Genomic DNA, 22,987 nt, shown 5'->3' with positions numbered 1-22,987 from the left:
GCGGCGCTTTCCCTTGGTCTGCCCGAAGGATAGGACAGGGGTAACCAAGGAGGCGGGCATGAGCCAGTGGCAATTCTGGATCGACCGGGGCGGCACCTTCACCGACGTGGTCGCCCGCGATCCCTCCGGCCGCCTGCTGACGCACAAGCTGCTCTCCGAGAACCCTGGCCGCTACCGCGACGCCGCCGCGCAGGGCATCCGCGAGATGCTGGGCCTCGGCGCCGACGACCCGATCCCGGGCGAAAGGGTCGGATCGGTCAAGATGGGCACCACGGTCGCAACCAACGCGCTGCTGGAGCGCAAGGGCGACCGCACGGCGCTGCTCGTGACCGAGGGCTTCGCCGATGTCCTGCGCATCGGCTACCAGAACCGCCCGCGGCTCTTCGACCTGAAGATCGAGCTGCCCGAGCTGCTCTACGAACGCGTGTCGGAGGTTCCGGGCCGGCTCGATGCGACGGGTGCCGAACTGGTGCCGCTGGATGAGCAATCCGCGCGCCGGTCCCTGCAGGACGCCTACGATGCCGGGATCCGCGGCGTCGCCGTGGCGCTCATGCATGCCTGGCTCGAGCCGCGCCACGAGATCCGCCTGGGCGAGATCGCCCGGGAGATCGGCTTCACCCAGGTTTCGCTCAGCCACGAGGCCTCGCGCCTGATCAAGATTGTCGGGCGCGGCGACACGGCGGTGGTCGACGCCTATCTCTCGCCGATCCTGCGCCGCTACGTCGAGGCCATCGACCGCGAGATCGGCCCCGAGGGCGGGCGGCTCTTCTTCATGCAGTCCTCGGGCGGTCTGACCGAGGCCGCGCGCTTTCAGGGCAAGGACGCCATCCTCTCCGGGCCCGCCGGCGGCGTCGTCGGCATGAGCGCGACCGCCGAGGCCGCGGGCTTCGACCGGCTCATCGGGTTCGACATGGGCGGCACCTCGACGGATGTCTGTCACTACGCCGGCGCCTACGAGCGCTCCTTCGAGACGGTGATCGCGGGCGTCCGGTTGCGCGCGCCGATGATGGAGATCCACACGGTCGCGGCGGGCGGCGGCTCGATCTGCAAGTGGCAGGACGGCCGCACCCAGGTCGGGCCCGAGAGCGCGGGCGCCGATCCCGGCCCGGCCTGCTACCGCCGCGGCGGGCCGCTCACGGTGACCGACTGCAATGTCATGCTGGGCCGGCTCCAGCCCGACCACTTCCCGGCGGTCTTCGGCCCCGGCGGCGACCAGCCCCTCGACGCGGGAGTCGTGCGCGAGAAATTCGCCGAGCTCTCCGCGCGGATCGAGGCGGACACCGGCCAGTCGATCGCCCCGGAGGCGCTGGCCGAGGGGTTCCTGCGCGTCGCGGTCGAGAACATGGCCCGCGCGGTCAAGAAGATCAGCGTCGAGCGGGGGCGCGACGTCTCGAAGTACACGCTGGTCAGCTTCGGCGGGGCAGGCGGGCAGCACGCCGCGCAGGTGGCCGACGCGCTGGGCATCGACCGGGTGCTGATCCATCCCTTCGCCGGCGTGCTCTCCGCCCTCGGGATGGGACTGGCCGAGATCCGCGCGATCGACGAGCGGCAGGAGAACCGTCCGCTGGACGAGGCCGACAGGGTCGACCCCTCGGCGCTGCAGCAGTCCGTGCGCGACGAGGTCGCGGCGCAGGGCGTTTCCCCGGACCGCATCCGGGTCGAGACCCGCGCCCACCTGCGCTACGCGGGCTCGCACCAGACCCTGGAGGTCGACTGGGGCGGGCCGGAGCAGATGCGCCGGGCCTTCGAGGCCGCCCACCGCACCCGCTTCGGCTTCGCGTCCGAGGACCGCGCGGTGACCCTCGACAGCCTGACCGCCGAGGGGATCGGCGCCGCCGCCGAGGCCGAGGTGGCCGCGCGCCCCGACCCGGTCGAGGACCCCGGCACCGAGGTCGAGGCCCGCTTCGATGGCGAGGCCCGCCGCGCCCGGCTCCTGCCCCGCGCTGCGCTGCGCCCCGGGGCACCGGTCGAGGGCCCCGCCATCCTCACCGAGCCCACGGGGACAAATGTCGTCGAGGCCGGCTGGCAGGCCGAGGCGGACGACCTGGGCAATCTCGTGCTCACCCGCACCGCCCCCCGTGCGCGCCGCTTCGCCGCCGGAACCGGGGTGGACCCGATCCTGCTGGAGGTCTTCAACAACCTCTTCATGGGCATCGCCGAGCAGATGGGCACGACCCTCCAGCAGACCGCCTACTCGGTGAACATCCGCGAGCGGCTCGATTTCTCCTGCGCGATCTTCGACCCCGAGGGTGGACTGGTGGCCAATGCCCCGCATGTCCCCGTCCACCTCGGCAGCATGGGCGAATCCGTGCGCACCGTGCTGCGGATGAACCCCAACATGGGTCCGGGCGACGCCTACATGCTCAACGCCCCCTTCAACGGCGGCACCCATCTGCCGGACGTCACGGTCATCACGCCGGTCTTCGGCGAGGACGGGGAGCTTCTCTTCCTCGTGGGCTCGCGCGGCCACCACGCCGACATCGGCGGGAGGACCCCGGGATCGGCGCCGCCGGATTCCACGCATATCGAGGAGGAGGGGGTCCTGATCGACAACTTCCGCCTCATGGCGCAGGGACGCTTCCTCGAGGAGGAGACCCGCGCCCTGCTGGGCTCCGGCCCCTGGCCCTGCCGCGACATCGACCAGAACGTCGCCGACCTGCAGGCCCAGCTCGCCGCCAACGCCACCGGCGCCGCCGAGATCGCCCGGATGATCGCGACGCACGGAACCGATGTCGTCCAGGCCTACATGCGCCACGTCCAGGATAACGCGGAGGCCTCGGTCCGTGCGGTGATCGGGCGGCTGGAGGACGGCAGTTTCACCTATCCGCTCGACCACGGCGCCGAGATCCGGGTGGCGGTCCGGGTCGAGGGCGACCGCGCGGTGATCGACTTCACCGGCACCTCTGCCCAGCACGCGGGCAACTACAACGCGCCGCTCGCGGTCTGCCGGGCGGTAGTGCTCTACGTCTTCCGAACGCTGGTGGGGCAGGACATCCCGCTCAACGAGGGCTGCCTCAAGCCGCTGGAGATCGTGGCGCCCGAAGGGACCATGATCAACCCGGTCTACCCGGCGGCGGTGATCGCCGGGAACACCGAGGTCAGCCAGTCGATCGCCGACTGCCTCTTCGGCGCACTCGGCGTGATCGCGGGCAGCCAGGGGACCATGAACAACTTCGCCTGGGGCAATGCGGGCTTCCAGAACTACGAGACCATCGCAGGGGGGACCGGCGCGGGGCCGGGCTTCGACGGTGCCTCGGCGATCCACAGCCACATGACCAACACGCTGATGACCGACGCAGAGGTGCTGGAGTCGCGCTTCCCAGTGCGGGTGGAGCGCTTCGCGATCCGGCCCGGATCCGGCGGCGCCGGGCGCTGGCGGGGCGGCGACGGTCTCGTCCGCCGCCTGAGGTTTCTCGAGCCGGTCACGGTCACGACGCTCTGCGGTCACCGCGAGACGGCGCCCTTCGGCATGGAGGGTGGCGCGGACGGGGCGCGCGGGATCAACCGGGTGATCCGCGCCGACGGCACCGAGGACCTCCTCCCCGGCAACGCCGAAACCGAACTCGCCGGGGGCGACGCCTTCGAGATGGAAACCCCCGGCGGCGGTGGCTGGGGCACCCCGGACTGAGCCGAACGCCCATCTCTCTTCTGGGCCGAAATATCCCGGGGGAGTCGCGGCGCCGCCGCGACGGGGGCAGCGCCCCCCATGCCGCCCGGGGCTCGCCGGAGGCGAGACCGGGCAGATCCTGCGCGGCCCGCAGGGCCGCTCCGCAAGCTCGGTGCACGCACCTCGGCCCCGGGTCGCCCTCTGGGGCGCCGGGCCGGGCCGGATGGCCGTCATTTCCTCGGTGCAGCGTCCTTGTGGACGGGCCGTGGAGGGGTCGCTACGCCCTCCAAGGTCATGATGCGCGCGGACCTGCCCCGGAGAGGGGCCGGCAGCCACGGTGAGGATCCATATGGCGCGCGCCCGGTGTGGGCCCGCGGGTCAACCGGGGAGCACTCTCTCGCAGGGAGGTTTACAAATCCCTGCGCCACCGGGCGATGGTCAGATCGAGACCGCCTCCAGCAGGCGCTCGCGGTCGAGGGTGTCCTTCTCGGCGCGGTAGCTCACCTCGCCCCGGGTCAGCACGAAGACCCGGTCGGCCAGCCGCACCGCGAAATCGAAATACTGCTCCACCAGCACGATGCGGATCTCGCCCTCCTCCCGGAGGGTCTCGATGACGTCGCCGATCTGCTGGATGATGTTGGGCTGGATGCCCTCGGTGGGCTCGTCGAGCAGGAGCACCTTCGGCCGGGTGATCAGCGCCCGGGCGATGGCGAGCTGCTGCTGCTGCCCGCCCGAGAGATCGCCGCCGCGGCGGTGGAGGAAGTCCTTCAGGATGGGGAAGAGCTCGAAGATCCGCGCGGGAATCCCGCGGTCGCCGCGGCCCAGGCAGGCGTATCCCGCCTCGAGGTTCTCCTGCACCGTGAGCAGCGGAAATATCTCCCGGCCCTGCGGGACGTAGGCGATCCCCGCCCGCGCCGCGGTATAGGCGGAGGGGTGGCCGAGGTCCTGTCCGTCCAGCGTGATCCGCCCCTCGCGGAAGGGATGCCGGCCGGCGATCGCCTTGAGCAGCGAGGTCTTGCCCACGCCGTTGGTGCCCATCACGGCGGTCACCTCGCCCGGGGCGGCGGAGAGCGAAAGGCCATGGAGGATCTGGCTCTGGCCGTAGCGGAGGGTGAGATCGGAGACGTCGAGCATGGGCTACCTCCCGAGGTAGACGTCGATGACCCGCTGATCGCGGGTGACGTGATCGAGCGAGCCCTCGGCCAGCACCGAGCCCTCGTGCAGCACGGTGACCCGGCAGTCGAGGCGGCGGACGAACTCCATGTCGTGCTCCACAACGACGACGGCGCGGCTCTCGGCGGCGCGCTTCAGCAGGTCGGTGGTGTGCTCGCGCTCGGCGGGGGTCATCCCGGCGGCGGGCTCGTCGACCAGCAGCAGACGCGGGTCCTGCGCGAGCAGCATGCCGATCTCCAGCCACTGCTTCTGGCCGTGCGAGAGCTCTCCCGAGAGCCGCCCGAGCTGGGCGGCGAGGCCGATCTCCTCGGCGAGTTCGAGGATACGGCCGGTGTCGTCGGTCGGAGGGCGGTAGAAGAGCACGTCGAAGGGGCCGCGCGGGTTGCGCAGGGCCATGGCGAGGTTCTCGCGCACGGACTGGCTCTCGAAAACGGTGGGCTTCTGGAACTTCCGGCCGATCCCGGCGCGGGCGATCTCGGATTCCGACATGCGCAGCAGCGACTGAGAGCGCTCGCCCCAGGTGACGCTGCCCTCGTCGGGCCGCGTCTTGCCGGTGACGATGTCCATGAAGGTGGTCTTGCCCGCGCCGTTCGGCCCGATCACCGCGCGCAGCTCGGGCTCGCCGATGGAGAGCGAGAGGTTGTTGATCGCCCGGAAGCCGTCGAAGCTGACCGAGACGCCGGAGACCTCCAGCAGGGTCGAGCGCGGGCGCCGGGGGCGCTCCTCCCCCCTGCGGGCCTCGTCGCGGGCCAGCGGTGCGGCATCTGCGGGGGCCATCATCGCGTGATCTCCTCTTCCTCGCCTTCCTCCTTGCGCCAGGCGCCGGCGTCCGGGCCGTAGTCGCCGTCCCGATCCGGATCGCCGCGGCGGCGCAGCAGGTCGAAGAGCCCGCCGATGCCCTTGGGCGCGAAGAGCGTCACGAGAACGAAGGAGAGGCCCAGGAGCACCAGCCACCAGTCCGTCCACTGCACCAGGTAGAACCCGAGGTTGAGATCCGGCGCACCGCCCCCGGTGAACCAGGAGGAGAGCAGCGAGACGAAGGCCGCGCCGATCACCGCGCCGTAGAGCCGCCCGCGGCCGCCGATGGCGACCCAGACCGCGAGGTAGATCGAGGCGATGGGCGCGATCTCGGCCGGGTTGATGATGCCCGCCTGCGGGTAATAGAGCGCGCCGGCGAGTCCGGCGACGACGGCCGTCAGCGTGAAGACGAAGAGCTTGAAGCCCTCGACCGGGTAGCCCAGGAACCGCACCCGGGCCTCGTTGTCGCGGATGCCGCGGATCACCGAGCCCATCTTGCCCGAGACCACCCAGGCGAAGAGCAGGTAGCCCAGCCCCAGCGCGAGCGCCGAGGCCCAGAAGAACGAGATCGAGATCCAGGCCTGCGAGGTCGAGGGCAGGCCGGGGATGTTCTGCAGACCCGAGAGGCCGTTGTTCCCGCGCAGCCCGCTGTCGTTCTGGAAGAGGTAGAGCGAGAGCGCCAGTGTCATCGCCTGGGTCAGGATCGAGAGGTAGACGCCCGTCACCCGGCTGCGGAAGGCGAGCCAGCCGAAGACCAGCGCCAACAGCCCGGGCACCAGCACGACCAGCAAGAGCTGCAGCGGCAGGCTGTGGGCGAAGGCCCAGATGTCCGGCAGCTCGGATCCGCCGACGACGCCCATGATCTGGCTGCCGATGGCGGCTTCCACCTCGGCCGGGGTGGGCGGAATGGGCTGGTTGGCGAGGCTCTCGAGGACGATGGCCTCGGTCCGCGCGTACATCAGCCACATGCCGATCATGTAGCCGCCGAGTCCGAAGAAGGCCATGTGGCCGAGGCTGAGGATGCCGCAGTAGCCCCAGACCGCGTCCATGGCGATCGCCACGAGGCAGAGGCAGAGCGTCTTGCCCAGCGTCTTGACGAAGGAGGTCGAGAGCGCGCCGTTGCCGGTGGCCTCGGAGAGGATCGTCACGCCCAGGGTGAAGAGCGCGAGGGCGGCGAGGAACCACAGCACGGAGGGGTTGCGCGCGATGAAGCTCCGGCGCTCTCCGCCCGTGGCGGGGCCCCGGTACCCGGGGCCGGAGGCGGTCTCGGTGGCGTCGGTCATGGCGTCAGTCCCCCGCGGCCCGGCCCTTGAGGGCGACGATGCCCTTGGGGCGGAACTGGATGAACAGGATGATGAACAGGATCATGTAGGTCTGGGCGGCGAGCGTGTTCGAGGGGTTGAGCCACTCGATGCTCTTCTGCAGCCCGCCGATGAGCGAGGCGCCCGCGAGGGTGCCCCAGACGTTGCCCACACCGCCGACCACGACGGTCATGAAGCTCTGGACGATGTAGTTGGCGCCCATCTCGGAGGTGACCTGGGCATAGAGGCCGATGGCCACGCCCGCGATGCCGGCGATGCCCGAGCCCAGTCCGAAGGTCGCCATGTTGATCCGGTCGGGATTGATGCCCATCGAGGCCGCCATGCCGGGGTTCTGCGTCACGGCGCGCACCTCGAGGCCGAGGCGGGTGCGCTTGAGGATGTAGAGAAGCAGCCCGAGGAAGATCAGCGCGAGCACGAAGATGGCGATGCGGATGTAGCTGATCTGGATGACGTCGTTCACGATCCAGGCCCCGTCGAGCCACGAGGGCGAAGTCAGCGGCCGGGCCTGGGTGCCGAAGATGTTCTTGGCAAGCTGCTGCAGCGCGATCGAGATACCGAAAGTCGCGAGCAGCGTCTCCAGCGGGCGGTGGTAGAGATGGCGGATCACCAGCCGCTCCAGCGCGATGCCGGCGGCGGCGGCGATGACGAAGGCCAGCGGCAGGGCGATGATCAGGCTCACCGTGTAGTTCGGCACGAACTGCTGGACGACGTAGCCGGTATAAGCGCCGATCATGATGAACTCGCCGTGGGCCATGTTGATCACGCCCATGACACCGAAGGTGATGGCGAGGCCGATGGCCGCGAGAAAGTAGATCGAGGCGAGCGAGAGCCCGTCGAGCGTGAGGTCGGCGACCTGGCCGAAGCCCACGCGGGTCCGGACCTCGTCGAGGGCGGCGCGCGCGGCGTCCGTGACGGCCGGGTCGGGCTCGTCGTAGGCCTCGAAGAAGACGTGGCTCTCGACGGCGGCGGCGCGCGCCTCGGGCGGGACGCGCGGCGGGACGGTGCCCTCGGCGGCGAGGGCGTCGTAGGCGGTGTAGCGCGCGGCGGGATCGTCGAGCTGCGTCACCGGCAGCCCGCCCACGGTGCCGCCCTCGATGTTGGCGGCGAGCGCATTGCGGATGTCGTCGTCGGTGGGCGCGGGCGGCGCGAGGTCTTCCTCCACGAGGCGGGCATAGGCCTCGGCCTCGGTCAGCTGGCGGCCGGGCACGAGCACCCGGGCGATATTGGCCTCGGGCAGCTCCGGCGCGACGCCCTGTTCGGTCGAAAGGATCTGGTTGAGAACGCTGCGCGCCTCGACGGAGAGCTCGCCGGAGAGGGCGCCGATGGCCTCGATCCGGGCCTCGGAATCCTCGCCGTAGAGGGCCAGCAGGATGCTCGCGAGCTCCTGCTTGCGGTCGAGCAGGGCGGGGTCGGCCTCGCCCTCGATGGAGCGGCGCAGCGGCTCGATCTGATCGGGAGAGGGCGAGCGGGCGATGGCCTCCACCGCGGTACGGCGGCGGTCGATGTCGGGATCGGAGAGCTGGAAGGCGACGAGGGCGCCGGCGATCTCGCGGCGCACGCCCCCGTTGGGGCGGACCTGCTCCATCTCGGAGGCGGGGGCGGTGCCCACCTCTTCTCCGGTGGAAATGTCGGTGAGGGTGTAGAGGTCGTCCTCGGTCTCCTCGGCGTAGAAGAAGAGCCCGTCGGTGGTGCGTTGCCAGACGTCGCGGTCCTGGTAGGCCTCGAGAAAGTTCGCGACCTCGGGCAGGCCGGATGAGGCGAGATCGTCCAGCATGGTGCCGACGCTCTGCCGCGAGGGCGAGGCGGCTTCCTCGGCATGGGTCTGCAGGATCGATTGCAGGTCCTGGGCCGCGGCCGCCAGGGGCAGCAGGAGAAGGACCGAGAGGGTCTTCAGAAGGCGCAACATGGTGTCCAGCCTGGAAAGGGACGAGGGGCGCGCGGCCGGGAGAGGTCCGCGCGCCCCCGCGTCCGGGTGTCAGCTCAGTAGTTCGAGGTGATCTGGACGCAGGTGTCCGTCTCGGTGTTGTACATCCCGCACTCGAGCTCTTCCCAGTCCGAGGTCAGCACAGCCGACTCCGGCAGGTAGTCGGTCCAGGCGTCGCCCGGCACTTCCTCGGTCTGCGATATGATGTCGAACTGTCCGTCCTCGCGGATCTCGCCGATGAGCACCGGCTTGGAGAGGTGATGGTTGGTGTTCATCACCGCGGTGCCGCCGGTGAGGTTCGGGAACTCCTGGCCCCACATCGCCTCGCGCACGGCGTCGACATCGGTGGTGCCGGCTTCCTCGACCGCGTTCACCCACATGTTGAAGCCGATGTAGTGGGCTTCCATCGGGTCGTTGGTCACGCGGCTGTCGTCGCCGATGAACTCGTGCCAGGCGGCGATGAACTCCTCGTTGGCCGGCGTGTCGGCCGACATGAAGTAGTTCCAGGCCGCGAGGTGCCCGACGAGGTTCGAGGTGTCGAAGCCCGAGAGCTCTTCCTCGCCCACCGAGAAGGCGACGACGGGAATGTCGAAGGCATCGATCCCCGCGGCGCCCAGCTCCTTGTAGAAGCCCACGTTGGCGTCGCCGTTGATGGTCGAGATGACGCCCACCTGGCTGCCGTCGGCCGCGAGTTCCTGCACGTCCGCGACGATGGTCGACCAGTCGGAGTGACCGAAGGGCGTGTAGTTGACGAAGATGTCTTCCGAGGCGACGCCGTTGTCCTGCAGGTACTGCTCCAGGATGCGGTTCGTGGTGCGCGGATAGACGTAGTCGGTGCCGAGCAGTGCGAACTTCTCGACGCCGAGCTCCTCGAGGAAGTAGTCGACCGCCGGGATCGCCTGCTGGTTCGGAGCGGCGCCGGTGTAGAACACGTTCTGCGAGCTTTCCTCGCCCTCATACTGGACGGGGTAGAACATCAGCGCGTTCAGCTCTTCCAGGACCGGCAGCACCGCCTTGCGGCTGGCGGAGGTCCAGGAGCCGAAGATGATGTCGACGTCCTCGTTGGAGATCAGCTCGCGCGCCTTCTCGGCGAAGAGCGGCCAGTCCGACGCCGGGTCGACGACCACGGCTTCGAGCTCGCAGCCCAGCAGGCCGCCGGCCTCGTTCTGTTGCTCGATGAGCATGAGCATGACGTCCTTCAGTGTCGTCTCGGAAATCGCCATGGTGCCCGAGAGCGAGTGCAGCACGCCCACCTTGATCGGGCAATCGGCCTCCTGCGCCTGTGCCAAGGCGGTCGACGCCATGAGCGCCGCCGCGGAAAGGGCGAGTTTGGTCTTCATCTGTCAGTCCCCCTGAACGGGCGGTCCCCTCCGGTATCCGGCGGACCGCCGCTTTGGATCGTGTGCCGGGTCCCCGCGGACCGGAGACCTCCCGGGGCGTGAGCCCGGACCTTGGGTAAGGCAGCGGCGCGGGACCGGGGGAGTCTTTCGCCGGGCAGTCTGCCCGACTTTTCGGCAATGCCTGCTTTTTGGGCGCAAGAAGGCGGCCCTGCTGCCGGATGCGACCGTTTTCGTTCGCCCCACGACGGGACTCCGGCGCGAAAGCGGGCGCTGTGAAGATTTTTACAGCGCGGTCCCCGGATGGACCCCGGATTTTACAATACAGCCGTCGCGCGCGGGCGCCCGTGTCGACAAGAGGGGGCGCTCACGCTTTAGTGCGCGCTGACGGGCGTCGTCCCAGCTTTGGCCTTGGAGGAGGCCGGGCGGCCCCGACGCCACTAGACGTAAAGGGGGGAGCGATGAACTCCGAGACCAAGACCGATGCCGCCGTCTATCCGCCGTCCGCGGATTTCGCCGCTTCAGCGCATGTGGACGCGGACCGCTACGCCGAGCTCTACAAGGCCTCCATCGAGGATCCCGAGGGCTTCTGGGCCGAGGAGGCCAAGCGGATCGACTGGATCAAGCCCTTCTCCACGGTGAAGGACGTCAACTTCGACCTCGGCAACGTCTCGATCAAGTGGTTCGAGGAGGGCACGCTGAACGTCGCCGCCAACTGCATCGACCGTCACCTCGAGACCCGGGGCGACCAGACCGCGATCATCTGGGAGCCCGACGAGCCGAATGACGAGGCGCAGCACATCACCTACCGGCAGCTTCACCGGTCGGTCTGCAAGATGGCCAACATCCTCGAGGACATGGGCGTCCGGAAGGGCGACCGCGTCGTTATCTACCTGCCGATGATCCCCGAGGCGGCCTACGCCATGCTCGCCTGCGCCCGGATCGGCGCGATCCATTCGGTCGTCTTCGCCGGCTTCTCGCCCGACGCGCTGGGCGCGCGGATCAACGGCTGCGACGCCAAGGTCGTCATCACCGCCGACTTCGCCCCGCGCGGCGGCAAGAAGACCGCGCTCAAGTCCAATACCGACAAGGCGCTGCTGCACTGCAAGGACACGGTGAAGTGCCTCATGGTCCGCCGCACCGGCGAGCAGACCACCTGGGTCGACGGCCGCGACCACGATTACAACGAGCTCGCGATCGAGGCGGACGACCATTCCGCGCCCGTCGAGGTCGGGGCGGAGGACCCGCTCTTCATCCTCTACACCTCCGGCTCCACCGGCCAGCCCAAGGGGGTCGTGCACAGCTCCGGCGGCTACCTCGTCTATACCGCGATGACCCACCAGATGACCTTCGACTACCACGAGGGCGACATCTACTGGTGCGGCGCGGACGTGGGCTGGGTCACCGGGCACAGCTACATCCTCTACGGTCCGCTGGCGAACGGCGCGACGACGCTGATGTTCGAGGGCGTGCCGACCTACCCGGATGCCGGCCGCTTCTGGCAGATCGTCGCCAAGCACGGGGTGAACCAGTTCTACACCGCCCCGACCGCGCTCCGCGCTCTCATGGGGCAGGGCAACGAATGGGTCGAGAAGCACGACCTCTCTTCGCTCAAGGTGCTGGGCACCGTGGGCGAGCCGATCAACCCCGAGGCCTGGAACTGGTACTACAAGGTCGTCGGCAAGGAGAAATGCCCCATCGTCGACACCTGGTGGCAGACCGAGACCGGCGGCCACCTGCTGACCCCGCTGCCGGGCGCCACACCGCTCAAGCCCGGCTCGGCCACCAAGCCCTTCTTCGGCGTCCAGCCGGTGGTGCTCGACCCGCACACCGGTCAGGAGATCGCCGAGACGAAGGCCGAGGGGGTGCTCTGCCTCAAGGACAGCTGGCCCGCGCAGATGCGCACCGTCTGGGGCGACCACGAGCGCTTCGAGAAGACCTACTTCTCGGACTACAAGGGCTACTACTTCTCCGGTGACGGCTGCCGCCGCGACGCCGACGGCGACTACTGGATTACCGGCCGGGTCGACGACGTGATCAACGTCTCGGGTCACCGGATGGGCACGGCCGAGATCGAGAGCGCCCTCGTCGCCCACGAGAAGGTCGCCGAGGCCGCCGTCGTGGGTTACCCGCACGAGATCAAGGGGCAGGGCATCTACGCCTACGTCACGCTGATGTCGGGGCAGGAGCCTTCCGAGGACCTGCGCAAGGAGCTCGAGCAGTTCGTCCGCTCCGAGATCGGGCCGATCGCCAAGCCGGACCTGATCCAGTGGGCGCCGGGCCTGCCCAAGACGCGCTCGGGCAAGATCATGCGCCGCATCCTGCGCAAGATCGCCGAGGACGACTACGGCTCTCTCGGCGATACCTCGACGCTGGCCGACCCCTCCGTGGTCGACGACCTCATCGAACACCGGATGAACCGCAAGGACTGATCCTCCTTTCCCGAGGAGACAGAAGGGTCCGCGCCGCACCGGCGCGGGCCTTTTTTCATGCCGTTGTGCGGCAGTCCGCGGTCCCGCGAACGCTTTGTTAAGTCCTGACCTCTAGGAGGGGCAGCGGAACAGCGGCGCCGCCGGTGCCGCCGCCCGGACCGGACGCGGTCGCCCCTTCGGAGGACTACGCATGGACAGCCAGTGCCAGACCTTTCACCTGCCGCCCACGGCCTCGCACGATGCCTGCGCCGCCCTGCATGACTTCCTTGTCGCCGCCCGCGGCACGCCCGTACGGCTGGAGGGCGGCGAGGTCCGCCGCACCGGGGCCCGCATGGCACTGATGATGCTTTCCGCGCGCCGCGCGTGGGACGCCGATGGCACCGCCTTCGAGATCGTCCCGTCGGAGGGCCTGCGTACGGGCCTGGAGATGCTCGGCCTTTCCGACCATCTACTCGGCCCGGGGGCCCTGCAATGAAGCCGAAGGTCCTCGCCATCGACGATTCCCGCACGATCCGCGAACTCCTGCGCGCCTGCCTGGAGAACGCCGGCTTCGACGTGACGACGGGAGAGGACGGCGTCGACGGGACGACGAAGTTTCCAGAGGTCTCGCCGGACGTCGTGATCACCGACATCAACATGCCCAACATGGACGGCTTCGGCGTGATCGACACCATCCGCCGGGGCGAGGTGAACCGGTCCGTCCCGATCCTGGTGCTCACGACCGAGAGCGCACCGGAGCTCAAGGCGCGCGCCCGGGAGGCGGGCGCGACCGGCTGGATCGTCAAACCCTTCGACGACGCCTCCCTCGTCTCCGTCCTCAAACGCGTCACCGGTCTCTGAAAGGGGCGGCGCCATGTCCAATTCCATCCGGGATACCTTCTTCGAGGAATGCGAGGACCTTCTCGACGCCCTGATCGAGGGCCTGTCGGAGATGTCCGCCGGAACCCACGAGGAAGAGACCGTTCACGCCGTCTTCCGCGCGGTCCACTCGATCAAGGGGGGCGCGGGGGCCTTCGGCCTCGATCAGCTCGTGAACTTCGCCCATACCTTCGAGACCGTGCTCGACCGGGTGCGCAGCGGCGAGATGGAGATCGAGCCCGATCTCATGCGGGTCCTGCAGCGCGCGGGTGACCACCTGTCGGATCTGGTCGAGGCCAACCGCATCGAGTCCGGGGTGGACGAGACCACCCACGCGGGCCTTCTCGGCCAGCTCAACGGCTTCCTCGGCAAGGAGGGCGAAGACGATGTCGCGGACGACGGCGCCGAGGAGTTCGTCTTCGAGGCACTCTCGATCGATATCGGCGCCCCGATGGAGACCGCTCCGCAGACGGCAGGCTTCGAGATCCGCTTTACGCCCCGGCCGGAGCTCTACGCAAACGGGCACGAGCCGCTCCTGCTCTTTCAGTCCCTCTCCCAGCTTGGCTCGCTCCAGGTCACCTGCGAGTATGCCTCGCCACCTCTCGGCGCGTCGGATTGGCAGGCACCGGCCGCGAGCTGGCAACTGACGCTGGCCACTTCCGAACCCGAACACGCGATCCACGAGGTCTTCGAGTTTGTCGAAGGTCTCTGCGAGCTCGACGTCCAGCCCATCCCCGTGGGCCCCGAGCAGCCGGAGCAGCAAGTGGTCACGGAGCCTGCTCAGGCTCCGCCGCCGACCGATCCGCTCCCCAAGCCGGACCACCCCCGCTCCGCGGAACCCCGTCAGGAAAGCAGGCCGGACCCCAAGCCGGCCGGTCCGCGACCGACGCTCAGGGTCGACCTCGAACGGGTGGACCGTCTCATCAACACCGTCGGTGAACTCATCATCAACCAGGCAGTGATCTCCCAGCGCATCGAGGAGATGAATCTCCCCTCCGGCGCGGGCCTCACGACGGAGCTCGAGGACTACAAGCTGCTTGCGCGCGAGATCCAGGAAGGCGTCATGGCAATCCGTGCCCAACCGGTGAAGCCGCTCTTCCAGCGCATGTCACGGATCGTCCGCGAGGCCTCCGACGCCACCGGCAAGGCCGCACGACTGGTGACGGAAGGGGAGAGCACCGAGGTCGACAAGACCGTGGTCGAGCGCCTCGCCGACCCGCTTACCCACATGATCCGCAATGCCATCGACCACGGTCTCGAGAACGCAGAGAAGAGGGCACAGGCTGGCAAGGAGCCGGTCGGCACCATCCGTCTTGCCGCCTTCCACCGGTCCGGGTCGGTCCTCATCGAGGTCTCGGATGACGGTGCGGGGCTCAATCGCGAGAAGATTCTCGAGATCGCGATCAGCAAGGGCCTTGTGTCACCTGAGGCGGACCTGAACCCGGGGGAGATTGACAATCTCCTGTTCATGCCGGGGTTCTCAACGGCGACCGAAGTCTCAAACCTCTCCGGGCGCGGCGTCGGCATGGACGTCGTCAAGACGGCGATCACCTCGCTCGGCGGCCGCGTGACGATCCAGACCCGCGCCGGCGAGGGGACGACCTTCTCGATCGTCCTGCCCCTGACACTGGCCGTCATGGACGGCATGGTCGTGACCGTGTCGGACCAGACGATGGTCGTCCCGATCTCCTCGATCATCGAAACCATCCGGCCAAGCCCCGGTGAGTTGCACCGCTTCGGCGTGGACGGCTGGCTGCTCTCGATCCGCGGCAGTTACGTGCCCATCGTCGACGTGGCCGGGTGTCTCGGCACGGGCGACAGTCGCGCCGACATACGCGAGCAGGTTCTGTTGCTCGTTCAGACGGAGGGGCAAAGCCATTGCGCTCTGGCCGTCGACGGCATCTCGGATCAGCGCCAGGTGGTTATCAAGAGCCTTGAGGGCAACTACGGGCATATCCCCGGCGTGTCCGCTGCGACGATCCTCGGTGACGGGAAGATCGCCCTGATCATCGATCCCGACGCCGTCATCGCCAATTCCAGCGCCAGTCTCCGGCGTCTCCCCGATCCCCGTCTCGAAAAGGAGCTCCCCCATGGCATCGCCCTCTGAGCCGTCAGAAAACGAAGTCATCGAGTTCGTCACCTTCGTCGCGGGCGAGCAGAGCTTCTGCATAGAGATCACCCAGATCCGCGAAATCCGCCGATGGTCCCCGGTCACCCTGTTGCCGCACGCGCCCGACCACGTGCTAGGCGTGATGAACCTTCGCGGGGCCGTCATTCCGATCTTCGACCTCGCGGCGAAACTCGGCCTCGGCCGGATCACACCGACGGAGCGGCACGTCATCATCATCGCCGCCGTCAGCGGTCAGACCATAGGACTGCTGGTCGATTCCGTCTCCGAGATCCTCAGCGTTCGAAGCGACAGTGTACAGGAAGCGCCCAACGTGCGTGGCGACGACACGACCTCATGCGTCCTCGGCGTCGTCCCGGTCGAAGATGGCATGACCCGGGTCATCGACCTTCGCAGGATCGTGCCGAACGCGACGGAAGGGGCCGCCTGACGATGACCACGCTCGCCGCGCCAACATGCGAATTCACCTTCACCGAGGAGCACTTCCGGGCAATCGCGCGCCTCGCCCACGAGAATTTCGGCCTCGACCTCCAGCCGGAGAAGCGGGCGCTCGTCTACTCCCGCCTGACGCGCCGCCTCCGCGCGCTCCAGTTGTCCGATTTCGACGCCTATCTTGGCCGTCTCGCCGGCCCGGAGAGTGCCGACGAACATGCCGAATTGCTTTCCGCCCTGACCACTAACGTCACGCACTTCTTTCGCGAAGCTCACCATTTTGACGAGTTCCGGGACAAGGTCCTGCCGGGAGCAATTGCCGAAGCTCGCGCCGGCGGTCGCATCCGGTTCTGGTCAGCCGGGTGTTCCGCTGGACAGGAACCCTACTCGATCGCCCTCACGATCCTCGACACATGCCCGGACGCCGCGAGCCTCGACATCCGCATCCTCGCCACGGATGTCGATCCTCGAATTCTCGAAACCGCGCGCACCGCGGTCTATCCTATCGAAGAGCGGAACGCCTTGCCGCCTCGGCTCCGGGACAAGATGACCGTGGTCGGGACGGGTCCGAACAGCTTCACGGTTCGGCAGGAGGCCCGCGACCTCGTTCGCTTCGGAGAGTTGAACCTGATCAAGGACTGGCCACTTCGGGGTCCCTTCCAGGCCGTCTTTTGCCGGAACGTCGCCATCTATTTCGACAAACCGACACAAGCCCGGCTCTGGAGGCGCTTTGCCCCCCTGATCGCGCCCGGAGGCATGCTCTTCATCGGCCATTCCGAACGTCTGAGCGGCCCGGCCACCGAGATGTTCCGCAGCGCCGGTATCACATCCTACCAACGGCTCGTCGACCAGACCGCCGGGCCGGAGGCCATCTCATGAGCATGAAGGACACGCTCCGCATCATGGTTGTCGATGACATGTCCACGAGTCGCGGCCTGATCACCCAGGCGCTCGAGGAAATCGGCATCCGACATGTCCAGGTCGAAAGCGACGCCCGTGCAGCGCTCGCCAAGCTCTCCGCTGCGCCGGTTCATCTGGTGCTCTCCGATCTCAATATGCCGAACCTCGACGGATTGGGATTTCTCGAGGCGCTCCGAACGACGAGTTCGACGCAGAAGATCGGTTTCATCCTTGTAACCGGAAGTCCCAATAAGGAGCTCATCCAGCGCGCCCAGGCGCTGGGCCTCAATAACATGATCAAGAAGCCTTTCACGACCGACTCTATGCGGGCCTGCATCGAGCGTGTCGTGGGCAAGCTCTGAGGGCGCCATGACGGAACTGAGCGCGGGACGCGCGGTCTCCCTCGCGGCCTCCGAGCTTGCCGAGGCAAGCAAGGCCCTGCAGGCGGTCGAGCGAGCTCTGATCAGGGATGCGGCACCGGTGGATAGCACTGCGTTCCCCCGTGATCTCCAGCAGCTCGACCTTCTGTCTCAAATGATCGACGAGCTTCGAATCTATCTCGACCGGCTCGCGATGGCGATCGGCACCGAAGAGCCGAGAATCGATTTGTCGAGCGCCCTCACTGCGGTTCGCCTCGGTGATATGCGGCGGCGCCTGGCGGATACACCCCGTGGCGAGTCCCCGACGATCAGCGGCCAGGTCGATCTTTTCTAGGCTCCCGAGACCGCGCCGCGAGGTCCCCCTTAGCTCCAACTTAACTCCAGCCTGTCAATGATCGCGATGACCTGCCGGCGGGCGCGGTTACGCAAGGACGAAGAACATGCGAAAATTCGACTCGATAAATCTCTCGAAGAAGCTGCCGATCACCCTGGTCGGCCTTAGTCTGACGGTCGCGCTTGCAACGGCCGTCATTGCTTTCCTCGACTTTCGCGCGACTCTCCTGCGGCAGGCCGAGGTGGCGCTGGAGGAGGTCAAGAGGGCGCGGGCCGACACGCTCGAGGACTGGTTCGGCCAAATCGAGAACGATCTCGCGCGTTTGGCCGCCAATCCACAAACCGGCTCCATCCTCGCCGGGTTCGACAGCTCCTTCGACCAGATGGATAATGCTCGAACCGAATTGCAGCGTCTCTACGTCTCCGAGAACCCGAATTCGGAAGCCGACAGGGCGCGAATGACGGCCGCGGAGGACGGCTCCAGTTACTCGGCCGTCCACCGTCTCTACCATCCTTATTTCAGGAACGTGGCGAGTCGGACGGGCTATGCGGACATCTTCATGATCGATCCGGACGGGACGGTCATCTATTCTGTCAACAAGAGGCAGGACTTCGTGGCGGACCTGGTTACAGGCGCGCAGTCCGATAGCGGTCTGGCAGAGGTCTTTACCTCCGCGCGCGATGCCCAGGCCGGGACGGTCCGTTTCAGCGATTTCGAGCCCTACGCAGCCACTGGAGAGCCGGCGGGTTTCGTCGCTACCCCGGTCGTCAGCGATACGGGCGACCTCCGAGGTGTTCTGGCCGTGCGCTTGTCGAACAGCCGTCTCAACGGTGTCATCCAGAGTGCCTCCGCACTTGGCGAAAGCGTCGAGGTTTTCCTTGTTGGTCCGGACGGACGATCCCGCGCTGCATCGCGGCTCGGCACCGTTGAGGCAATTTATCAGCCGCTCCCCGAGCTGCCACAGATCGCTGCGGCACGCGCGGGAGAGACAAGGTCGATTGAGGGCCCGGGCTTGGGCGGCTCCGAAGTCATGTCGCAGGTTGCTGCGGTGGATGTCTTCGGCGACCGCTGGGGGATCGTGACCGAGATGAACATGGACGAGGTTCTGGCGCCCGTCCGTTCCGTACAGGCCAAACTCGTCATACTTCTCGTCAGCTCTGCTGTTCTGGTGGCCATTTTTGCAGCGTGGATTTCCCGAACCATCAACCTGCCGCTTACCAAGGTCCGGGACGCGATCCGCGGCGTGGCCGAGGGCAATTACGACATAAACCTCAGGGCATTGGATCGCGGAGATGAAATCGGTCACATCGCCCGCACGGTTCTGGATCTTGCCGAAAAGCTTAGGCGGTCCGATGCGGCGGAACAGGAGCGTCTCGAGCGGCAACGGGAACAGAGGAAGGTCGTCGAACGGCTAGGCGTCTCGCTCACGTCTTTGGCCGAGGGTGATCTCACCTCCCAGATCGAGGAGCCATTTCCGGACGACTACGAAGCGCTTCGCACCGATTTCAACAAGGCCCTGATCAACCTCCGCACGACGATTGAGACGGTCGTCGAGAATGCGACACGAATCGGCACCGGCACGGGCGAGATCTCTTCGGCCTCGGACGATCTCTCGCGGCGGACGGAGAGCCAGGCGGCGACGCTCGAGGAGACCGCCGCGGCGCTCGACGAACTCACCCAGTCGGTGAACTCCGCCGCGCAGGGGGCGAAGGAGGTCGAGGGGATCGTCACCTCCGCCAAGTCGCACGCCGAGGAATCCGGCGCCGTCGTCCAGTCCGCCGTCAACGCCATGACCGAGATCGAGAAGAGCTCCGACCAGATCGGCCAGATCATCGGGGTGATCGACGACATCGCCTTCCAGACCAACCTGCTCGCGCTCAACGCGGGCGTCGAGGCGGCGCGCGCGGGCGAAGCGGGAAAGGGCTTCGCGGTTGTGGCCTCCGAGGTCCGGGCACTCGCCCAGCGCAGTTCCGAGGCCGCCCGCGAGATCAAGGACCTGATCTCGGGCTCCTCGCACCAGGTCGAGCAGGGCGTCGCCCTCGTCGGCCGGGCGGGCGAGGCGCTGACCTCGATCGTCGAGAGGGTTACCCATATCTCCGAGCTCGTCACCAACATCGCCCGGGGGACGGTCGAGCAAGCCCAGGGGCTCAGCGAGATCAACACCGGCGTCACCAATCTCGACCAGGTTACCCAGCAGAATGCCGCCATGGTCGAACAGAGCACCGCGGCGGCGCATTCGCTGTCACGAGAGGCGAGCGACCTGGCGGAACTCGTGCGTCGTTTCCGGATCGGTGCCGAAACACCGGCGCCGGACCGCCCGGCCCGTCGCAGGCCGGAGCCCCAGCGCAGCTCCGTGCAGTCAGTCGAGCCGCTTCCTGCGCCCCAGGCGACCGGCACAGATGGAATATGGCAGGATTTCTGACGATGACCGGTATCTGCAGGCATCCTGCTTGGAGCGATATGTGCTTCGGACTTGAGACGGGTCGCAAGACGTGAGGATCGTCCTCGCCCATCCATCGCCGGTCCGGCGCGCGCGGCTGTCGAGGCAACTGCGGACGAATGACAGCAGCCTGCACCTCATTGGCTTGGCGCAGGATCTGACCGAGCTCTACACGCTGACCGAACATGAAGGACCGGACGCGGTGCTCGTTGAATGGCGGTTCGCAGGGCTTCCAGAGTTCGTAGTCATGCACGCGCTCTTCAGGGCGCTGGATGTCGTGTGCATCCTGTTGTGCGACGCCGGAAAAGCGGCCGACACGCAATTTGCTCGTAACCTGCCTGTTCTTGGACCCGAACCCGATAGTGAGGAGGTCATCCGGCTGATCAAGCGGCACCGAGCGGCGCTTCATGGTGACGCACCGCCGGGCCGGCGCAAAGAGCAGTCGGCGAAGCCAGCGGTCGGCGGATGGAAACCTGGAAGCATTGTCTTGCTGGCGGCCTCGACCGGCGGCGTGGAAGCGCTTCTCGATGTTCTCGGGACTTTTCCTGCGGACTGCCCACCTACGCTCGTCGTCCAGCATACGGGGGGAAGCTTTGCGCAAAGCTTGATCCGCCTGGTGGACAGCCGCTGCACGGCAACTGTCGCCCCGGGCCGGGATGGCGAGGCGGTGCGGTCCGGCCATGTCTACTTCGCCCCGGACGACACCGCGCATCTTGCGCTCGCCACGGACGCGGCCCCCCGCATCCATCTGGATCCGAGCCCGCCTGTCGGGGGGCACCGGCCAGCGGCAGACGTCCTCTTCAATTCGGCCAGAGGGATCGCGGCGAATGTCAGCGCCGCGATCCTGACCGGGATGGGGCGGGACGGGGCCGAAGGGCTGCTCGGTCTTCGGCAGGCGGGGGCCCGCACCTTCGCACAGGACGAAGCGAGTTCCGTCGTCTACGGGATGCCGCGCGCCGCCTGGGAGATTGGTGCCGCTCAGGCCCGGCTGCCACTCCGCCGTATTGGCCCGGCTCTGTTGGAGGCCTGTCGCCCCGCCGCCCCACCGGCGAGGCCACGGCGGATCATATCCGCGTCGGTGAGATAGGGGAGAGACCGAGATGACGGAGGCCAGCAATTTCACGGGACCGCCGGAGGCCGGGGACGAGCGGCGAACCATCACGGTCATCCAGGGAGACTACGCCATCTCCGGCGATCCCGGGACGACACTCTCCACGATCCTCGGGAGTTGCGTCGCGGTCTGTCTCTACGATGCCGAGGAAGGCATCGGCGGCATGAACCACTTTCTGCTGCCCGGCGAGAACAACGGCGCGACGACGCATAGATACGGCGTGCACCTGATGGAGCTGCTTATCAACGGGCTCCTCAAGCGCGGGGCCGACCGCAGCCGGCTGAAGGCCAAGATCTTCGGCGGCGGGCGCATGTCAGACAACCTGCGGGACATCGGGCAGAGCAACGTGGAGTTCGCCCGCGGATTTCTCACGCGAGAAGCGATACCGATCGTCTCGGACCACGTGGGCGAGCGGTCCGCGCGGCGGTTGCGCTTCTGGCCGGCCACAGGTGCAGTCCAGCAGATGCTGGTGAAAGGACAGATCGAGGTGACGCCGCCCCCGGAACCGCGCGCACCACAAGCCGATATTACGCTGTTCTGACCCATGTGCAGCCTCCGGAACACCTGGTCATCCGTTTCGGCAGGCCAGCGCCGCTTCACCGGTGGCGGGGCGAAGCGCGGGCTGTACAACAGGGCGCCGCCTGCAGAACGCTGCCAGGGACCGGAGCCCAGGGCATGCGACGAAGCGGTGAGGGTCCCGGAACGGCGATCAGGTCTACTCGGCCGCAAGAGCCGGTGTGGTCGCGGCGGCGCTAAACCGGCAGGCGGCCTCGCCCGTTGCGAAGATCAGGCGACCCGCAAAAAGCGTCGCCTCGATCCGACCGGTCCGGCGGGACAGGACGCAGAGGTCCGCCCTTTGACCGCAGACGATCCTGCCCCGGCCGGGCAGGCGCAGCAGCTCGGCCGGCGTCTCCGACACGAGGCGCCAAGCGGCGGGCAGGCCGAGACCCTGCTCGGCCAGAGCCAGGGCGGCGGGTGCGAGCCGAGCCGGGTCGCCGGACGACGACAGGGCATCGCAGCAACCGAGACGGATAAGCTGCGCCGCGGAGACGGCTCCATCCTCGACGGTCCCGCCTTCCAGCGCCGGAGCGGGCGCGACGACAGGGTCGCCAACCGCGCGGGCAATGGCCGCCGCCCGGGCCGAGACGGGCCGCTCGCAAAGCCTCGCCCCCAGCATCGCGTGGAACTCCCGGGTCTCCCCGTCGCGATCACCGGCCGATCCGTAGGTGCATCCGAGGACGTCGAGCGCCTCCGCCATGCGGCAGAGGACGCGCGGAACCTCGCTGGCCAGCGACGGGGGACAGTCGCTCCAGCCCTCGAAGACGACCCGGCCGATGCCGAACCGGCGGACCATGCCGACCAGGCGTTCGGCGGTGGCAACGGCGGAGACGTCGAAGCGAAGGCCGGTACGCAGATCGATCCGGCGGCGGGCCCGCCCGGCCTCGAGCGCTCGGAGCGCGGCCTCGGCTCGTGCCGGGTCGCCGGGATCCCCTCCCCAGGGGACCATGACCCATCCGGTGGTCACGCCGTTCGCGCTGGCGGTGTCTTCCGCATTCGAGAGCGCGGATGCCTCCTCGCCCGGGGAACAGTCGAGGCGCGCCGTGTCCAGATCGACGAGGCCCGGCAGGACCAGGAAGCCCGAGAGGTCGACCGCAGGAAAGGGGCCCCCGGAGATGCGGCCGCCCTCGATCGCCACGGTGCGCTGGCGCAGCCCGCCATCCCGAAGGACGGTCGCTCCGACAAGTCGCATTGGCGGCGGGGGCGCTGGCATCTGCCTCTCCGGACGGGTGGTGCCCGTCCGGATAAGGTCC

At 68.0% G+C, this 22,987-nt stretch carries 18 protein-coding genes; 12 read left to right on the top strand and 6 right to left on the bottom strand.

Annotated elements, in window-relative coordinates:
• Positions 1-58: 58 nt before the first annotated feature.
• Positions 59-3,628, top strand: a complete 3,570-nt coding sequence (locus F3S47_RS10725; RefSeq protein ID WP_150445263.1) for a hydantoinase B/oxoprolinase family protein — start codon at positions 59-61, stop codon at positions 3,626-3,628.
• A gap of 417 nt (positions 3,629-4,045) precedes the next feature.
• Here F3S47_RS10725 and urtE read toward each other — a convergent pair whose 3' ends face one another.
• The 5 genes from urtE to urtA all read right to left on the bottom strand — a co-directional run bounded on the left by urtE (position 4,046) and on the right by urtA (position 10,164).
• The gene (gene urtE / locus F3S47_RS10720; protein ID WP_150445262.1) at positions 4,046-4,741 is read right to left on the bottom strand and encodes an urea ABC transporter ATP-binding subunit UrtE; all 696 of its coding nucleotides are present in this window, start codon (positions 4,739-4,741) and stop codon (positions 4,046-4,048) included.
• 3 nt (positions 4,742-4,744) lie between these two features.
• Positions 4,745-5,560 (bottom strand): urea ABC transporter ATP-binding protein UrtD, encoded by an 816-nt coding sequence (urtD, locus tag F3S47_RS10715; protein WP_223877793.1) that lies wholly within the window; start codon positions 5,558-5,560, stop codon positions 4,745-4,747.
• Positions 5,557-6,861: an urea ABC transporter permease subunit UrtC gene (gene urtC / locus F3S47_RS10710; RefSeq protein ID WP_150445261.1), complete on the bottom strand. Its 1,305-nt coding sequence runs from the start codon at positions 6,859-6,861 to the stop codon at positions 5,557-5,559. Before urtC ends, urtD begins: the two co-directional genes overlap by 4 nt.
• Positions 6,862-6,865: 4 nt before the next feature.
• A complete protein-coding gene (gene urtB / locus F3S47_RS10705) occupies positions 6,866-8,806 on the bottom strand; it encodes an urea ABC transporter permease subunit UrtB (RefSeq protein ID WP_150445260.1) in 1,941 nt (646 codons plus the stop codon).
• A gap of 74 nt (positions 8,807-8,880) precedes the next feature.
• Positions 8,881-10,164 (bottom strand): urea ABC transporter substrate-binding protein, encoded by a 1,284-nt coding sequence (urtA, locus tag F3S47_RS10700; protein ID WP_150445259.1) that lies wholly within the window; start codon positions 10,162-10,164, stop codon positions 8,881-8,883.
• A gap of 458 nt (positions 10,165-10,622) precedes the next feature.
• Between urtA and acs the strand changes: the two genes are divergently transcribed.
• The 11 genes from acs to F3S47_RS10645 all read left to right on the top strand — a co-directional run bounded on the left by acs (position 10,623) and on the right by F3S47_RS10645 (position 21,717).
• A complete protein-coding gene (gene acs / locus F3S47_RS10695; RefSeq protein WP_150445258.1) occupies positions 10,623-12,593 on the top strand; it encodes an acetate--CoA ligase in 1,971 nt (656 codons plus the stop codon).
• A gap of 190 nt (positions 12,594-12,783) precedes the next feature.
• Positions 12,784-13,068 (top strand): chemotaxis protein CheX, encoded by a 285-nt coding sequence (locus tag F3S47_RS10690; protein ID WP_150445257.1) that lies wholly within the window; start codon positions 12,784-12,786, stop codon positions 13,066-13,068.
• Positions 13,065-13,433, top strand: coding sequence for a response regulator (locus F3S47_RS10685; RefSeq protein ID WP_150445256.1), 369 nt, complete (start codon positions 13,065-13,067; stop codon positions 13,431-13,433). Before F3S47_RS10690 ends, F3S47_RS10685 begins: the two co-directional genes overlap by 4 nt.
• 13 nt (positions 13,434-13,446) lie before the next feature.
• Positions 13,447-15,558, top strand: a complete 2,112-nt coding sequence (locus F3S47_RS10680; protein ID WP_150445255.1) for a chemotaxis protein CheA — start codon at positions 13,447-13,449, stop codon at positions 15,556-15,558.
• A complete protein-coding gene (locus F3S47_RS10675) occupies positions 15,542-16,009 on the top strand; it encodes a chemotaxis protein CheW (RefSeq protein WP_150445254.1) in 468 nt (155 codons plus the stop codon). The genes F3S47_RS10680 and F3S47_RS10675 overlap by 17 nt, the downstream gene beginning before the upstream one ends.
• Positions 16,010-16,011: 2 nt before the next feature.
• Positions 16,012-16,890: a CheR family methyltransferase gene (locus tag F3S47_RS10670; protein WP_150445253.1), complete on the top strand. Its 879-nt coding sequence runs from the start codon at positions 16,012-16,014 to the stop codon at positions 16,888-16,890.
• The gene (locus F3S47_RS10665; RefSeq protein WP_150445252.1) at positions 16,887-17,273 is read left to right on the top strand and encodes a response regulator; all 387 of its coding nucleotides are present in this window, start codon (positions 16,887-16,889) and stop codon (positions 17,271-17,273) included. The genes F3S47_RS10670 and F3S47_RS10665 overlap by 4 nt, the downstream gene beginning before the upstream one ends.
• Positions 17,274-17,280: 7 nt before the next feature.
• On the top strand, positions 17,281-17,625 hold the full coding sequence (locus F3S47_RS10660; RefSeq protein ID WP_150445251.1) for a hypothetical protein: 345 nt from the start codon (positions 17,281-17,283) through the stop codon (positions 17,623-17,625).
• 106 nt (positions 17,626-17,731) lie between these two features.
• Complete coding sequence (locus tag F3S47_RS10655; RefSeq protein ID WP_150445250.1) at positions 17,732-20,047, top strand: methyl-accepting chemotaxis protein; 2,316 nt, start codon at positions 17,732-17,734, stop codon at positions 20,045-20,047.
• A gap of 70 nt (positions 20,048-20,117) precedes the next feature.
• Positions 20,118-21,152, top strand: a complete 1,035-nt coding sequence (locus tag F3S47_RS10650; RefSeq protein WP_150445249.1) for a CheB methylesterase domain-containing protein — start codon at positions 20,118-20,120, stop codon at positions 21,150-21,152.
• Between the two features lie 13 nt (positions 21,153-21,165).
• Positions 21,166-21,717: a chemotaxis protein CheD gene (locus F3S47_RS10645; protein WP_150445248.1), complete on the top strand. Its 552-nt coding sequence runs from the start codon at positions 21,166-21,168 to the stop codon at positions 21,715-21,717.
• Positions 21,718-21,891: 174 nt separating this feature from the next.
• Here the strand turns inward: F3S47_RS10645 and F3S47_RS10640 are convergent, their stop codons facing one another.
• Positions 21,892-22,947 (bottom strand): amidohydrolase family protein, encoded by a 1,056-nt coding sequence (locus tag F3S47_RS10640; RefSeq protein ID WP_150445247.1) that lies wholly within the window; start codon positions 22,945-22,947, stop codon positions 21,892-21,894.
• Between the last annotated feature and the right edge of the window lie 40 nt (positions 22,948-22,987).

The organism is Histidinibacterium aquaticum (assembly GCF_008710275.1).
In the GTDB taxonomy this organism is placed as follows: Bacteria; Pseudomonadota; Alphaproteobacteria; order Rhodobacterales; family Rhodobacteraceae; genus Oceanicola; species Oceanicola aquaticus.
The sequence above is the reverse complement of the archived record's forward strand: the minus strand, read 5'-3'. Positions and strand labels throughout refer to the sequence as shown.